This window comes from Vibrio chagasii (assembly GCF_024347355.1).
In the GTDB taxonomy this organism is placed as follows: Bacteria; Pseudomonadota; Gammaproteobacteria; order Enterobacterales; family Vibrionaceae; genus Vibrio; species Vibrio chagasii.
Window position 1 is genome coordinate 3,012,825 of the sequence record NZ_AP025465.1, and the last position, 14,523, is coordinate 3,027,347.

At 45.8% G+C, this 14,523-nt stretch carries 15 protein-coding genes and 1 riboswitch; of the genes, 8 read left to right on the forward strand and 7 right to left on the reverse strand.

Going from position 1 to position 14,523, the window contains the following annotated elements:
* The first annotated feature begins 37 nt into the window (after positions 1-37).
* The 6 genes from OCV52_RS13855 to mgtE all read left to right on the forward strand — a co-directional run bounded on the left by OCV52_RS13855 (position 38) and on the right by mgtE (position 4,963).
* Positions 38-1,498, forward strand: a complete 1,461-nt coding sequence (locus OCV52_RS13855; RefSeq protein WP_061033903.1) for an RNA polymerase factor sigma-54 — start codon at positions 38-40, stop codon at positions 1,496-1,498.
* A 61-nt stretch (positions 1,499-1,559) separates the two neighbouring features.
* Positions 1,560-1,847: a ribosome hibernation promoting factor gene (gene hpf, locus OCV52_RS13860; protein ID WP_004738706.1), complete on the forward strand. Its 288-nt coding sequence runs from the start codon at positions 1,560-1,562 to the stop codon at positions 1,845-1,847.
* Between the two features lies 1 nt (position 1,848).
* Entirely contained in the window at positions 1,849-2,310 is a 462-nt protein-coding gene (ptsN, locus tag OCV52_RS13865) for a PTS IIA-like nitrogen regulatory protein PtsN (RefSeq protein ID WP_004738707.1), read from the forward strand.
* A gap of 1 nt (position 2,311) precedes the next feature.
* Positions 2,312-3,181 (forward strand): RNase adapter RapZ, encoded by an 870-nt coding sequence (gene rapZ / locus OCV52_RS13870; protein ID WP_137407607.1) that lies wholly within the window; start codon positions 2,312-2,314, stop codon positions 3,179-3,181.
* 2 nt (positions 3,182-3,183) lie between these two features.
* Complete coding sequence (locus tag OCV52_RS13875; RefSeq protein WP_137407606.1) at positions 3,184-3,459, forward strand: HPr family phosphocarrier protein; 276 nt, start codon at positions 3,184-3,186, stop codon at positions 3,457-3,459.
* Between the two features lie 148 nt (positions 3,460-3,607).
* A complete protein-coding gene (gene mgtE / locus OCV52_RS13880; protein WP_004738711.1) occupies positions 3,608-4,963 on the forward strand; it encodes a magnesium transporter in 1,356 nt (451 codons plus the stop codon).
* A gap of 95 nt (positions 4,964-5,058) precedes the next feature.
* Here the strand turns inward: mgtE and pmbA are convergent, their stop codons facing one another.
* Complete coding sequence (pmbA, locus tag OCV52_RS13885; protein WP_105057617.1) at positions 5,059-6,402, reverse strand: metalloprotease PmbA; 1,344 nt, start codon at positions 6,400-6,402, stop codon at positions 5,059-5,061.
* 118 nt (positions 6,403-6,520) lie between these two features.
* Here pmbA and yjgA point away from each other — a divergent pair, with 118 nt between their 5' ends.
* A complete protein-coding gene (gene yjgA / locus OCV52_RS13890) occupies positions 6,521-7,045 on the forward strand; it encodes a ribosome biogenesis factor YjgA (RefSeq protein ID WP_102423887.1) in 525 nt (174 codons plus the stop codon).
* Between the two features lie 79 nt (positions 7,046-7,124).
* Here yjgA and thiQ read toward each other — a convergent pair whose 3' ends face one another.
* The 5 genes from thiQ to mpl all read right to left on the reverse strand — a co-directional run bounded on the left by thiQ (position 7,125) and on the right by mpl (position 12,746).
* Positions 7,125-7,829, reverse strand: a complete 705-nt coding sequence (gene thiQ / locus OCV52_RS13895; protein ID WP_137407622.1) for a thiamine ABC transporter ATP-binding protein — start codon at positions 7,827-7,829, stop codon at positions 7,125-7,127.
* Positions 7,830-7,839: 10 nt separating this feature from the next.
* A complete protein-coding gene (gene thiP, locus OCV52_RS13900) occupies positions 7,840-9,435 on the reverse strand; it encodes a thiamine/thiamine pyrophosphate ABC transporter permease ThiP (protein ID WP_170222446.1) in 1,596 nt (531 codons plus the stop codon).
* A gap of 82 nt (positions 9,436-9,517) precedes the next feature.
* Positions 9,518-10,510, reverse strand: a complete 993-nt coding sequence (thiB, locus tag OCV52_RS13905) for a thiamine ABC transporter substrate binding subunit (protein WP_137407605.1) — start codon at positions 10,508-10,510, stop codon at positions 9,518-9,520.
* Between the two features lie 53 nt (positions 10,511-10,563).
* Positions 10,564-10,683, reverse strand: a riboswitch (TPP riboswitch).
* 43 nt (positions 10,684-10,726) lie between these two features.
* On the reverse strand, positions 10,727-11,350 hold the full coding sequence (locus OCV52_RS13910; protein WP_137407604.1) for a flavin prenyltransferase UbiX: 624 nt from the start codon (positions 11,348-11,350) through the stop codon (positions 10,727-10,729).
* Between the two features lie 37 nt (positions 11,351-11,387).
* Positions 11,388-12,746: a UDP-N-acetylmuramate:L-alanyl-gamma-D-glutamyl-meso-diaminopimelate ligase gene (gene mpl / locus OCV52_RS13915; protein ID WP_137407603.1), complete on the reverse strand. Its 1,359-nt coding sequence runs from the start codon at positions 12,744-12,746 to the stop codon at positions 11,388-11,390.
* 271 nt (positions 12,747-13,017) lie between these two features.
* Between mpl and fbp the strand changes: the two genes are divergently transcribed.
* Positions 13,018-14,028: a class 1 fructose-bisphosphatase gene (gene fbp / locus OCV52_RS13920; protein ID WP_008220458.1), complete on the forward strand. Its 1,011-nt coding sequence runs from the start codon at positions 13,018-13,020 to the stop codon at positions 14,026-14,028.
* Between the two features lie 88 nt (positions 14,029-14,116).
* On the opposite strand, the gene OCV52_RS13925 is transcribed toward fbp, so the two are convergent.
* Positions 14,117-14,473, reverse strand: a complete 357-nt coding sequence (locus OCV52_RS13925) for a gamma-glutamylcyclotransferase family protein (protein ID WP_102423890.1) — start codon at positions 14,471-14,473, stop codon at positions 14,117-14,119.
* Positions 14,474-14,523 lie beyond the last annotated feature (50 nt).

Consider the following 14,523-nt stretch of genomic DNA (forward strand, 5'->3'; position numbering starts at 1 on the left):
AGAGTTCTAAGAATAATAACTAGGTAAGTAACACTGAATGAAACCCTCATTACAACTTAAGCTAGGCCAACAGTTAGCAATGACTCCTCAATTGCAGCAAGCGATTCGTTTGTTGCAGTTGTCTACTTTAGATTTGCAACAAGAGATCCAAGAAGCACTTGAATCTAACCCACTACTCGATGTCGAAGAAGGCAATGAAGAAACGCCATCATCGGAAGAAAAGCCTAGCAGTGACGAGAAAGAAACAGTTGAAGCCGCAGAGCAAGACTTACCTGACAGCTCAGACTTAATCGAAAAATCAGAGATTGGTAACGAACTCGAGATCGACACAACTTGGGAAGATGTCTACAGCGCAAATACAGGTAACACTGGGATTGCGATCGATGACGACATGCCTGTCTATCAAGGTGAAACCACCCAAAGCCTGCACGATTACCTACTTTGGCAACTCGACCTGACCCCCTTCACAGAAACAGACCGAAGCATTGCATTCGCGCTAATCGATGCCATCGATGACTATGGCTACCTCACCGTGTCTTGTGAAGACATCCTTGAAAATTTCGATAGTGAAGACATTGAACTTGATGAGATCGAAGCCGTTCGCAAACGAATTCAGCAATTTGACCCATTGGGCGTTGGCTCTGTTAACCTGCAAGATTGCTTACTGCTACAACTGGCGACTTTCCCACAAGACACACCTTGGCTTGAAGAGGCTAAGTTAGTACTTACTAGCCATATCGACCAACTCGGTAACCGTGATTACAAACTCGTGATCAAGGAAACCAAGTTGAAGGAAGCAGAGCTACGTGAGGTTCTGCAGCTCATTCAACAACTGGACCCACGACCTGGCAGCAAGATTACGCCAGACGAAACCGAATATGTGGTTCCTGATGTGTCGGTATTTAAAGACCTAGGTAAATGGTTAGTGACCATTAACCCTGACAGCGTGCCAAAGCTGAAAGTCAATCAGCAGTACGCTGATTTAGGCAGTAAAGGCAACAGCGCCGATAACCAATACATTCGCTCGAACTTGCAAGAGGCGAAGTGGTTAATCAAAAGCTTAGAAAGCCGAAATGAGACGCTACTCAAAGTTGCGCGATGCATTGTTGAACATCAGCGCGATTTCTTCGAACATGGCGAAGAAGCGATGAAGCCAATGGTACTCAACGATGTTGCTTTAGCCGTTGATATGCACGAATCCACGATCTCTCGTGTGACGACTCAAAAGTTCATGCATACGCCTCGTGGCATCTTCGAACTGAAATACTTTTTCTCGAGCCATGTCAGTACTGACAATGGCGGTGAATGTTCATCGACAGCAATTCGAGCACTCATTAAGAAGCTTGTTGCGGCAGAAAATACCGCTAAGCCTCTCAGTGATAGCAAGATAGCTGCTTTACTGGCTGACCAAGGAATTCAGGTAGCTAGACGTACGATAGCGAAATACCGTGAGTCTCTGGGCATTGCCCCATCGAGTCAGCGTAAACGCCTACTATAAGCAAATTGAGTCACTCTTAACTCAATCGCTATTATCGGGCACCAACTGAAAAGGAAAGTCTATGCAAATCAATATTCAAGGCCATCACGTTGATCTTACCGATTCAATGCAAGACTATGTTCACACCAAATTCGACAAGCTTGAACGCTTCTTTGATCATATCAATAGTGTTCAGGTTGTTTTAAAAGTTGAGAAAATCAATCAAATTGCAGAAGCGACCCTTCACGTAAACCAAGGCGAGATTCATGCAACAGCAACAGATGAAAGCATGTATGCTGCGATTGATGCGTTGGTTGATAAACTCGTTCGCCAACTCAACAAGCACAAAGAAAAGCTAAGTAGTCACTAACATGCAATTAAGCGAAGTACTTTCATTGGACTGCACCAAAAGTGCAGTCCAATGCACAAGCAAAAAGAGAGCTCTTGAGCTCATCAGTCAAATCGCAGCAGAGAGCTGTGGTCAAGATTCAACAGAGCTATTCGAATGCATGTTGAGCCGCGAGAAGATGGGCAGTACCGGTATTGGTAATGGTATCGCCATTCCCCATGCTCGTATGAATGTCAGTGATAAAGCGATTGCTGTATTACTGCAATGCCAAGATCCGATCGAATTTGATGCGATTGATAACCGTCCTGTCGACCTACTATTTGCTCTACTGGTTCCAAGTGAACAGTGTAAAGAGCATCTAAAAACCCTTTCTTGTATGGCAGAACGACTAAACGACAAGCAGACTCTTAAACAGCTGCGTAATGCTCAGAGCGATCAAGAGCTTTACGACATCATGATTCAAGTGCCAACTTGCGAGCAATAACATGCGATTAATCGTGGTTAGTGGCCAATCAGGGGCCGGTAAAAGTGTTGCGTTACGAGTCCTAGAAGACTTGGGGTATTACTGTGTCGATAATCTACCAGTAAACCTGCTCAACAACTTTGTCGAATCGGTACGCGAAAGCAACCAAAACGTTGCGGTAAGTATTGATATACGTAACCTACCGAAAGAGCCTCAGTTAGTCACCGACACGCTCGAGCAACTCGAGTTAGCTACAAACATCGATGTTGATGTATTGTTCCTCGATGCCAGCAAGCAGACACTCCTTAAGCGCTACAGCGAAACCCGCAGAATCCACCCTTTATCAATTGGCCAAGAGAAACTTTCTCTAGAGCAGGCTATTGATTTAGAAAAGACACTTCTCAGCCCTCTAGCAGAGCAAGCCAGCATTGTGATTGATAGCAGTGACTGTAACCTCTACGAGTTGAGTGAAAAAGTGCGCTTTAAAGTCGAAGGCAAAGAGAAGCAAGAACTAATCATTGTCTTTCAATCTTTCGGCTTTAAATTTGGTCTGCCAAGCGATGCCGACTACGTGTTTGATGTTCGCTTCTTACCAAACCCTCACTGGGAACCTGACTTACGACCAATGACAGGCCTTGATGCTCCGATTCACTCCTTCCTAGAGCAGCATCAAGAAGTGATTGAACTCAAACAACAAATTCAAGGCTTTGTTGAGCAGTGGCTACCAATGTTAGAGAAAAACAATCGTAGTTACCTAACGGTAGCCATTGGTTGTACTGGTGGTAAGCACCGCTCGGTGTATCTAACGCAGAAAATTGGCGAATACTTCGAACAACTTGGTCATCAAGTTCAAATCAGACATACCTCTTTAGAAAAGCACCAACAGGGCTAACCATGGAATTAACTCGAACTGTACTGATCCAAAACCGTTTGGGTCTTCACGCTAGAGCGGCCGTAAAGTTGGTTGAGCTTGCACAAAGCTTTGATGCCACTATCACAATTCATAGTGAAGAAGATAAAAGTGCCACCGCAGACAGCGTAATGGGACTATTGATGCTGGAGTCAGCCCAAGGCCAACACATCACGATTCAAGCTTCGGGTGCTGATTCACAACAAGCACTTGATGCCGTTTGCCACCTTATCGAAGATAAATTTGATGAGGGTGAGTAACCAAGACCCTTAACTCGTAACGCCGCAAACTCAAACGGTGAACCAACCTATATTAAATCTTAGTTCTACCTAAGTTTATGATTTAAATAAGCCCTAGAATTAAGTTACTATTCCAAGCATTGTAAGAATAATGAGATAGGAGGAAAATATGGCAGAGCAATTAGAATTCGACCAAGCTCACCAAACCCTCCAAGAAGTCAGCGAAGCCCTAGAAAACGGCCGATTTGTTCACGTACGCCGACAACTTCAGGACATGGAACCTGAGGATATTGCACACCTTTTAGAAGCCTCCCCTCGCAAAAGTCGTGACGTACTCTGGCAACTCACCGATCCAGAAGACTACGGTGAAATTCTTGATGAACTAAACGAAGACGTCAAAGATGCTCTTGTGTCAAAAATGGCACCAGAGACCTTGGCCGAAGCAACCGAAGGCATGGAGACCGATGACGTCGCGTACGTACTTCGAAGCCTGCCCGACGATGTATCTCGCGAAGTCCTTTCTCAAATGGACTCCGCCGATCGTGCACTAGTTGAAACCGCCCTGTCGTACCCAGAAGATTCTGCCGGTGCGATCATGAATACCGACGTAATCACGATTCGTGGTGATGTCGATGTCGATGTTGTATTGCGTTATTTACGTATGCGTGGCGAACTGCCTGATGCAACCGATGCTCTGTATGTCATTGATGAAGAAGAGCGCCTTATTGGTAACTTGTCACTTACGACACTGATTACGACTCAGCCTGATATCGCCGTTTCAGAAGTGATGGACGATGCAGATGAAGCCATCTCAGTAGAGACCAGCGCGTCGGATATCGCGAGCTTATTTGAGCGTCGTAACTGGGTTTCAGCACCGGTTGTCGATAGCAACCAACATCTCGTTGGTCGTATCACCATCGATGACGTGGTTGATGTTATCCGTGAAGATGCCGAACACTCAATGATGAGTATGGCAGGTATGGACGATGACGAAGATACCTTCGCACCGGTCGTAAAATCGGCTCGTCGTCGTAGCGTATGGCTTGGTGCTAACGTTCTAGCAGCGCTTGCTGCCGCATCTGTGTCCAACATGTTTGAAGCAACGCTCGACCAAATGGCTGCGATTGCGGTTCTGATGACGATTGTACCGTCGATGGGTGGTGTTGCTGGTAACCAAACCGTTGCTCTAGTGATTCGTGGTTTAGCACTCGGTCACATCGGTGACAGTAACAAACGCGAACTACTATTCAAAGAGGCAGCTATCGGCTTCCTCAACGGCGTTCTATGGGCCGTTATCATTGGTGGTATTGTGGTAGCTTGGAAAGGCAACTGGATACTGGGAGGCATCATCTCAGCCGCAATGATGACCAACTTGATAGTGGCTGGTATCGCCGGTGTAACCATTCCAGTGATGCTGAAGAAGATGAATATCGACCCAGCATTAGCCGGTGGTATGGCACTCACAACAGTAACTGATGTTATTGGCCTATCGGTGTTCTTAGGCTTAGCGACCATACTTATCTAAGTTGTCGTCATAAACCGCTTTAACTGCGAAACACTGAATACAAAAAGGGAGCCATCGGCTCCCTTTTTTAGTTCTTCAAGTTGGCGTTAAGTGAATTACTCGCCTGCCACTTTCATAGACTCAAGCAGGATCGACCCCGTCTGAATTTGAGAGCGTGTTTCAACGTCGTTACCCACTGCAACGATCTGATTGAACATGTCTTTTAGGTTACCCGCGATCGTCACTTCCGATACTGGGTATTGGATTTCTCCATTCTCAACCCAGAAACCTGCAGCGCCACGAGAATAATCGCCAGTGACAGTATTTACGCCTTGGCCCATCACTTCAGTTACGAGGAAGCCAGTACCCAACTCTTTAAGCATCTGCTCAAAGTTTTGGCCTGTCGACTTAACGAACCAGTTATGAATACCACCAGCATGACCTGTCGGTGTCATATCCATTTTACGTGCTGCGTAACTCGTTAGGAGGTAAGTTGCGAGCACACCATCGGTGATGATTTCACGATCTTGAGTAAATACCCCTTCACTATCAAATGGGCTCGACGCCAAGCCACGTAAGATGTGTGGGCGCTCAGAGATGTTGAACCAATCTGGCAAGATTTTCTGACCTAGATGATCCAATAGGAAAGACGCTTTGCGATACAGGTTACCACCGCTGATCGCCATCACTAGGTGGCCAATAAGGCCAGTTGCCACATCATTAGCGAACATGATCGGGTATTGACCTGTTGCTAGCTTTTTCGCATCTAAGCGGCTAATGGTCTTTTCTGCTGCTTCTTGACCTACGCGCTCTGGCGTCCATAGCTCATCACGGTGACGTGCAACGGTATAGCTGTAGTCACGTTCCATTTCACCATTAGCACCCTGACCAATCACGCAACAGCTCGTACTATGACGGCTAGATGCATAACTTGCTAGCAAACCGTGGCTGTTACCATAGACCTTAACACCGTAGTGGCTGTCGTAACTCGCGCCATCACTTTGTTTGATCTTGTCGCTATAAGCTAATGCTTGCTTCTCAGCAGCAATCGCAATCTCAGCGGCATAGTCTGGGTTTGGTTCATCAGGGTGAAAAAGGTCCAAGTCTGGAATCTCTTTCACCATGTATTCTTTTGCTGCAGGGCCAGCGAACGGATCTTCTGAGGTGTACTGAGCGATATCGAGTGCAGCTGCGACTGTTTGAGCAATCGCTTTTTCACTCAGATCAGATGTAGATGCACTGCCTTTTTTCTGGCCGCGATAAACAGTAATGCCTAGCGCACCATCACTATTAAATTCAACGTTTTCCACTTCACACATGCGTGTTGAAACACTCAAACCCGTTGACTTAGTAATAGCGACCTCAGCGGCGTCGGCACTCACAGAGGCCATGTCCAACGCTTTTGCAACTGCGGCTTCTAGATCAACTCTTTGCTGGGCGACTTGCTGTTTTACATCCATATCTATTCTAATTTTGTAGGTCAATATTAAGTAGGATAACAAGAATTTCGCTTTCTCCCCAAGATTCTTGCTAAAATAGGCAATATATTCGTTTGAGATAGTGACATAGGCAGAAAAGATGGCTCGCAAAAACCAAAAAGCTCCATGGGAACCAGAAGAAGAAATCATCTGGGTAAGTAAAACCGAAATGAAAACGGACATGGAAGCCCTACAGAAACTAGGGGAAGAACTTGTTACCCTAAAGCCATCAGTATTAGAGAAATTCCCTCTGTCTGAAGATTTGGCACTCGCGATTAAAGACGCACAACGCTTTAAGAACGAAGCAAAACGTCGCCAGCTTCAATACATTGGTAAGATCATGCGTAACATCGACCCAGAGCCGATTCAAGCGGCTTTGGACAAGGTACGTAACAAGCACTCACAAGCAACAGCTGAGCTACACAAGCTTGAGCAACTGCGTGACCGTATCGTTGAAGAAGGTGATGCTGCTATTTCAGAAGTCATGGAAATGTATCCTGAAGCAGACCGTCAACGTCTTCGCCAATTGGCGCGTCAAGCTAACAAAGAGAAGAAAGCAAACAAGCCAGCAAAGGCTTTCCGTGAGATCTTCCAAATTCTGAAAGAGCTAAAACAAGAAGACTAATCCGTCATCGCTTTATCAGTTACCAAAAAAAGACCTAGCACGTGCTAGGTCTTTTTTTGATTCTGCCGGTAATTAAGTACTACTCGCCAGCTCTAACAAACGAGCTCAGCTCTGGCTGAGGGTGGTCGACAGTGAGTACCTCAATTGAGTCCTCAACCAATACCTTCCCCAAAGTAACGAACACAAATTTATTCGCAATGCTACGCGCATCACCTAAATGGTGCGTCACCATCAAAACCGTAATATTTCGCTCTGCCGCTAATCGCTTCACTAAGCTAAGCATCTCTTCTCGCAGCAAAGGATCAAGTGCAGAGAAAGGTTCATCAAGTAGCCAAATATCATGAGGCTGAACGAAACAACGCGCTAAGGCAACACGTTGGCGTTGACCGCCAGATAAGTGCTCAGGCAATCGATCCAAATACTCAGCAACACCAACTTGCGCTGCGGCTTGTTCCACAGATTGCTTTTGGGTTGCGGTAAGCTTTAACCCAGGATGCAACCCTAAACCAATATTTTCACGTACCGTGAGGTGAGCAAATAGGTTGTGTTCTTGAAACAGCATTGCCAAAGGTCGCTGATGTGCTTCTTTGCCAATAAGCGACTGGCCGGCCACTGAAATCTCACCCGATGTTGGCTCAATAAACCCAGCAACCAATGCGAGTAGCGTTGATTTACCCGCACCACTTGGCCCCATCAGAGCAACAATATCACCCTGATCGGCTTGGAAATCAAAACTAAACAACTCTTGGTGATAGTGGTAATCCACATCTTTCATCACTAACATCATAGGTTCCTTAACTCTTTAGCTTTGAGCTTCGAGTAAACAAAAATTCAATCAGACTAAAGCTGCCAACACTCAGTAACAGCAAACTCACTGACACCACAGCAGCCGCTTCCATTTGATAGCTACCTAACAATTGGAATAGATACAAAGGCAAGGTTCTAAAGTCTTGGCTACCAAACAAGGCAATCGCGCTTAGATCGCCCATCGCCAACATAAAACTGATTGAGAAAGCCTGCGCCATCGGTTTACGCAATGCACGCCACTCCACTAACCTAAAGCGAGTAAAGCCAGTCATACCTAAACTGGCACACACATATTGATATTGCTGAGACAGATGCAACATAGGTTGGGCAAGTGTCTTAATCACATAAGGCAGCGCCATTAGGCTATTTACGGCAATCACAATAAAGAAAGCCAAGCTGAACACATCGATAAATGAACGTAGCAATAAGAAGATACCTGTGCTGATCACTAATCCCGGCGTCACCAAGATAATAGTGCCGATCAGCTCGATTTTATCGGCTCTGATCGTCTTGTTTTGCAAGCGCCATGCTCGGCTCGTGAGCAATATAGCGATACCTATGCCAACAGCAATAACACTCGCCAATAAAGCGACTCTCACCGACGTCATCAGCGCCGCCCAAAATGGCTCACTGCTGAGCACTGTCAAGGCTTGAGCGTTAATACCACTAACAAGCACCATCAACAGTGGCGGTAATACGAGTATTGATACCATGATGATCCAAAAGCTATCCCAAGCTTTTGACCACCAGCTGTCTTTAACCAAATACTTCTCTTCCGACAGCTGACTCGCCGTCACTGAGATCGGCTTAGATAGGCGCTGAATACTCACCGCTAACACGCCACATAACAGCATTTGCCATATCGCCAGCAAAGCCCCTGCTTGCAGATCAAAGTCGAATTTAATCGCCTGATAAATAGCGAGCTCGATAGTGGTTGATTTAGGTCCACCGCCCAGCGCCATCACAGTTGCAAAGCTGGTAAAGCACAGCATGAAGACTAAGCCACATACATGGGGTAACTGTTGTCTTAAGCGAGGCCATTCAACCCATTTGAATTTATTCCAATGACTCATGCCTAAATGCGCACACAACTTGTGCTGCTCAGCAGGCACGGTATCTAACGCTTGCAGAAGTAAGCGACTAGCATAAGGCAGGTTGAAGAAGACGTGTGCCAACAAAATACCATTCAGGCCATAAATCGAGAATGGGAGCTCAATGTCGAAGTTCGCCAAGGATTTAGCTAACCACCCACTGTTGCCGTAAATCGCTAACAAACCGAATACACCGACCAACACAGGCAAAACTAAGGTCGACGCAAAGAGCCTTAACAGTAGTGCTCGCCCAAAAAACTGTCTGCGACACAGGGCGTGTGCAATAGGTATAGCAAAGCCAACACTCAGCACCGTTGAGAGTGTCGCTTGATAAAAACTGAACTTCGTTACATGCCAATAGTAGGGATCGGACCATACTTGGCTGATATCAAGAGAAGGGGCATTGCTAAGCAATGCCCCTACTGCTGAAACCACGAAGGCGGTAATGAGTATCGCGACCCAAATACCGACCTTAGGCGTTTTCTTTATCATAAATTGATTTTTACCGTAAAAAGTCTATTCCAAACATAAAGAATGGCTTTAAATACAGGTCGTTCATTCTTTTAAAAGTAAATTAAAAAGTAAGTGCACTCTGCCATTCACGAATCCAAGGCTTACGCTTCTCGGCGATCTCTTCAGAGCTAAAGCTTAACGCTTTCTGAGGTACCGTCAGTTGTTCGAAACCTTTAGGTAGCTCAACGTCCGTCACTGGGTACATCCAGTTGCCTGTCGGCATCGCCGATTGGAATTCATCACTTAGGATAAACGCCATAAACTCATCAGCAAGCTTTTCATTCTTACTGCCTTTGACCTTTGCTGCCACTTCCACTTGAGTGTAATGTCCCTCTTCAAAGTTCGCAGCTGCGTACTTAGAATCGTTCTCCGCAATGATGTGGTAAGCCGGAGAAGTTGTGTAAGACAATACTAAATCAGATTCGCCCTCTAGGAACATAGAGTAAGCTTCAGACCAACCTTTGGTTACCGTCACCGTTTTCTGAGCTAGCTTCTTCCATGCCGCTGTCGCTTCATCACCGTATACCGATTTCATCCACAACATCATGCCTTGGCCTGGGGTTGAAGTACGTGGATCTTGGTAGATAACCTTCAGGTCTTCACGTTGCTCAACCAACTCTTTCAGACTTTTCGGTGGGTTTGCTAGCTTCTCTGTATTGTAGACAAAAGCGAAGTAGCCAAAGTCGTAAGGTACAAATGTATTGTCGTCCCAACCATTTGGCAGTGTTACTGATGATGTATCAACATTATGCTCAGCCAGTAAGCCAGTCGCTTTCGCTTCAGCCATGAGGTTGTTATCTAAGCCCAAAACGATGTCAGCTTTGCTGTTGCCGCCTTCAAGGCGTAAACGGTTCAAGATAGAGACACCATCTTCGAGCGCGACAAAATTCACATCACAGCCACACTTTTCTTCAAACGCTTTCTCGACGGCAGGACGAGGGCCCCAATCCGCAGCAAAAGAGTCATAGGTGTAGACGGTTAACGTATCGTCTGCAGCAAAGGCAGAAAAAGAGATAGCTGTAGTAACAGCAAGGGTAGTTAATGTGAATTTCACTGGACGCTCTCCATGGTCTGAGCGGCACAGGTTTGAGGGAGGAGAACGATGGAGGTGGTTCCTAACTCAATTCCTACGCCAGCATTATCTGGTTCAGGTTTACGGGTCCCAAGCACCTGCTTGATCTCAGCTCGCATTCATTATTTGAATGGTTTGCTCCCCGATGAGTGTTCAGAATTGTAATTCGATTTTTAACAATAAGCTATCAAGTTTGGATCAATTACGTTGATCGTAGCCCCATCTAGGTACTAAACCTTGGTCAATACCAAGATGGTCGAGAATGCGCGCCACCATAAAATCGACCAAGTCTTCTATTGACTTAGGTTGGTGATAAAACCCCGGAGCGGCTGGCATGATGGTTACACCCATGGTCGATAGCTTGTGCATGTTCTCTAGATGTAGCGTTGAGAATGGCGTTTCACGAACCACCAATAACAGCTGGCCTCGCTCTTTCATCACCACATCTGCTGCGCGCTCAATCAGGTTATCCGATAACCCATGAGCAATGGATGCCAAACTGCCCGCAGAACATGGGCAGACCACCATCTGCTTCGGCGCTGCAGAACCTGATGCAACTGGAGAAAACCAGTCATCTTTGCCGCATACCACCAGCTTTTCTGGATCGCAGCCCAAGTGCTTAACCAAGGCTTGCTTTGCCGCATCTGGCCCAGCAGGTAACTTAAGCTCATGCTCAGTAGCCAACACCACTCGCGCTGCCGACGAGATCAACAGATAGACCTGATAGTCTGCTGCCAACAAGCATTCAAGCAAGCGCAGTCCGTAAGGCGCACCAGATGCGCCAGTAAAAGCAAGAATTATCGCTTTATCGTGTTTTGTCATGTTCTCAGTTACTTCAATTATAAAGTCGTGGACTGGGTTAACCTTTAAGAGCTAACGCGTCCAACAATTTCTGGTGAATACCACCAAAGCCACCATTACTCATTACCAGAATTTGGTCGCCCGCTTGCGCCTCTGAAACAATTTTAGCAACAAATACATCCATATCGTCACTAACATGTGCAGGCTGATGACAAGCATCTGCGACATCCTGCACCGACCAATCAATGTTGTCCGGTTGGAATAAGTAGGTGGAATCCGCTTGTTTGAGCGAATCAGCCAAGGTTTCTTTATGCACACCACGTTTCATGGTGGCGGAACGAGGCTCTAAAACGGCAATGATTTTTTTCGAGTCGACCTTATTACGTAAGCCGCCGAGCGTAAGTTCAATCGCCGTTGGGTGATGAGCAAAATCATCATAAACAGACACACCAGCGACCTCGCCTTTAAACTCTAGACGACGTTTAGTATTGATGAATTTCGCCAACGATTCACACGCTAAATCTGGTGTCACACCCACATGCCTTGCCGCAGCAATCGCCATAAGAGCATTGTTGACATTATGATCACCAACCAAGTCCCAAACTACTGTACCAACACACTCACCTTGGAAGTAAACTTCAAATTGAGAGCCATCTTTAACTCGTTTTTTGGCATCCCAATCGCCAGCTTCGCCACTCGATTCTGTCTCACTCCAGCAGCCACGTGATAAAACATCTTGAATCGCGGTGTCTTGCTTGGGTGAGAAAATACGACCATTGCCTGGCACAGTTCGCACTAAATGATGGAATTGGCGCTTGATCGCTTCAAGATCGTCAAAGATGTCGGCATGATCGAACTCAAGGTTATTCATTACCAAGGTTCTTGGATGGTAATGAACGAACTTAGAGCGTTTGTCGAAAAAAGCACTGTCGTATTCGTCGGCTTCTACCACGAAGAACATGCTGTCACCTAAGCGAGCAGAGATACCAAAGTTACCCAATACCCCACCAACTAAAAAGCCTGGCGCATAACCGCAGTCTTCTAAGATCCAAGCCAACATACTGGAAGTTGTAGTTTTACCGTGAGTACCGGACACCGCAAGAACCCAGCGGTCATGCAGTAAGAACTCTTGCAGCCATTGTGGACCAGAGGTGTATCTAAGGTTGTTATCCAAAACATACTCAACACATGGGTTACCACGGCTCATCGCATTACCGATAACCACCAGGTCAGGCCTAGGCTCTAGTTGGCTTGGGTCGAACCCTTCAATAATTTCAATCCCTTGCGACTCCAACAAGGTGCTCATTGGTGGGTAAACATTCGCGTCACTACCCGTAACCTTGTGACCTAATTGACGAGCCAATACCGCAGCACCACCCATGAAGGTGCCACAAATTCCTAAGATATGAATATGCATAAATTGCTTCCAAAACGCTTGGCTAAATAAACAGTGCCTAATTAAAACGGCTTGTACTCATTATCATTAAATGACGCTTAAAAGCGAGCAGCAATGCAAAACAAATTGAGTCGACATAGTAAGTGAGATCTGTGTCGCTTAGTTCATTACCATTAAAAAGATCTAAGCCTTAGAATTTAGGTAAGCGTCTAGATGAATAAAGCCCACTTAAGAGGCAAATTCTATGGTGCTCAAATCCCCCCTAATATTCAGAGAAGTTTAAGGAAATAACATGTCTGAGATGCGCACCCTTGGTGAGTTCATTGTTGAGAAACAGAGTGACTTTCCCCATGCAAGTGGTGATCTATCATCCCTTTTGTCATCAATTCGTCTTGCTGCAAAAATTGTTAACCGTGAAATCAACAAAGCAGGTCTTGTCGACATTACTGGCGCTGTTGGTACAGACAACGTTCAAGGTGAAGAGCAGCAGAAGCTAGACCTTTATGCGAACGACAAATTTAAAGCGGCTCTAGAAGCTCGTGACCAAGTTTGTGGTGTAGCAAGTGAAGAAGAAGACGAAGCGGTTGCCTTCAATAAAGAGCTCAACAAAAACGCAAAATACGTCGTGTTGATGGACCCGCTTGATGGTTCATCAAATATCGATGTAAATGTATCGGTTGGTACGATTTTCTCTATCTACCGCCGTGTCTCTCCAATCGGAACACCACCGACTCAAGAAGACTTCCTGCAACCAGGCCACAAACAGGTAGCTGCCGGTTACGTAATTTACGGTTCTTCAACCATGCTGGTTTACACAACGGGTGCTGGCGTAAATGGTTTCACCTACGATCCATCTCTGGGTACTTTCTGTCTATCTCATGAAAACATGATGATTCCAGACGAAGGTAAGATCTACTCGATCAACGAAGGTAACTACATCCGCTTCCCAACCGGTGTTAAGAAGTACATCAAATACTGTCAGGAAAGCGAGCCAAGCGATAACCGCCCTTACACGTCACGTTACATTGGTTCTCTTGTGTCTGATTTCCACCGTAACTTGCTAAAAGGCGGCATCTACTTGTACCCAAGTACAGAGAGCCACCCTCAAGGTAAATTGCGTTTGCTTTATGAATGCAACCCTATTGCTTTCCTTATGGAGCAAGCTGGCGGTATAGCATCAGACGGTGCACAACGTATTATGGATATCAAACCAACAGAGCTACACCAACGTGTGCCTTTCTTCGTTGGTTCAACAAAAATGGTACGTAAAGTAGAAGAGTTTCTTGAGCTGAACCCTGAGTAACCCTCTCATTTCATTCTCAAACTAACGCCATTAAAAAAGCCAGCACCTCAGTGCTGGCTTTTTGTTGTCTCGTAAGGTGATTAACTAGTTAGGAATCATTGTTCCGCTGACACCAGTCACCCGAAAGTATTTCTTTATTAGCTGTTAGATCAAGCTGATACAAATATACCCATGCTAACCCAAATATAGTCTCTATTTGCTCGCGACGATACTCGACAGGCACATCTTCTAGCCGATCGAGCGACGCCAAAACTTCGTCGTTAATCATATAGACCTCCCCAGCGACACTTTTCTTTCCAAAAATCATCGCGGGATAGGCATCTAGGTCAAAAAGAGCGTATTCCTCAGGAGTATCAAATCGCCCAAGTAAATCACAGCCCTTCAAATAATGATGATTCGATTGACCCTGTCTCAAGGTTCCATAAACAAAAACAAGATGCTTCATAAATCCCCCACAAGCCATTCACGCAAGCGCGTTAAATGAATGGCTAAAAC

What these genes read in the sequence shown, in the direction of transcription:
- OCV52_RS13855 (WP_061033903.1), top strand. Translation starts at nt 38, where the DNA reads ATGAAACCCTCATTACAACTTAAGCTAGGCCAACAGTTAGCAATGACT.
- hpf (WP_004738706.1), top strand. Translation starts at nt 1,560, where the DNA reads ATGCAAATCAATATTCAAGGCCATCACGTTGATCTTACCGATTCAATG.
- ptsN (WP_004738707.1), top strand. Translation starts at nt 1,849, where the DNA reads ATGCAATTAAGCGAAGTACTTTCATTGGACTGCACCAAAAGTGCAGTC.
- rapZ (WP_137407607.1), top strand. Translation starts at nt 2,312, where the DNA reads ATGCGATTAATCGTGGTTAGTGGCCAATCAGGGGCCGGTAAAAGTGTT.
- OCV52_RS13875 (WP_137407606.1), top strand. Translation starts at nt 3,184, where the DNA reads ATGGAATTAACTCGAACTGTACTGATCCAAAACCGTTTGGGTCTTCAC.
- mgtE (WP_004738711.1), top strand. Translation starts at nt 3,608, where the DNA reads ATGGCAGAGCAATTAGAATTCGACCAAGCTCACCAAACCCTCCAAGAA.
- pmbA (WP_105057617.1), bottom strand. Translation starts at nt 6,402, where the DNA reads ATGGATGTAAAACAGCAAGTCGCCCAGCAAAGAGTTGATCTAGAAGCC.
- yjgA (WP_102423887.1), top strand. Translation starts at nt 6,521, where the DNA reads ATGGCTCGCAAAAACCAAAAAGCTCCATGGGAACCAGAAGAAGAAATC.
- thiQ (WP_137407622.1), bottom strand. Translation starts at nt 7,829, where the DNA reads ATGTTAGTGATGAAAGATGTGGATTACCACTATCACCAAGAGTTGTTT.
- thiP (WP_170222446.1), bottom strand. Translation starts at nt 9,435, where the DNA reads ATGATAAAGAAAACGCCTAAGGTCGGTATTTGGGTCGCGATACTCATT.
- OCV52_RS13910 (WP_137407604.1), bottom strand. Translation starts at nt 11,350, where the DNA reads ATGACAAAACACGATAAAGCGATAATTCTTGCTTTTACTGGCGCATCT.
- mpl (WP_137407603.1), bottom strand. Translation starts at nt 12,746, where the DNA reads ATGCATATTCATATCTTAGGAATTTGTGGCACCTTCATGGGTGGTGCT.
- fbp (WP_008220458.1), top strand. Translation starts at nt 13,018, where the DNA reads ATGTCTGAGATGCGCACCCTTGGTGAGTTCATTGTTGAGAAACAGAGT.
- OCV52_RS13925 (WP_102423890.1), bottom strand. Translation starts at nt 14,473, where the DNA reads ATGAAGCATCTTGTTTTTGTTTATGGAACCTTGAGACAGGGTCAATCG.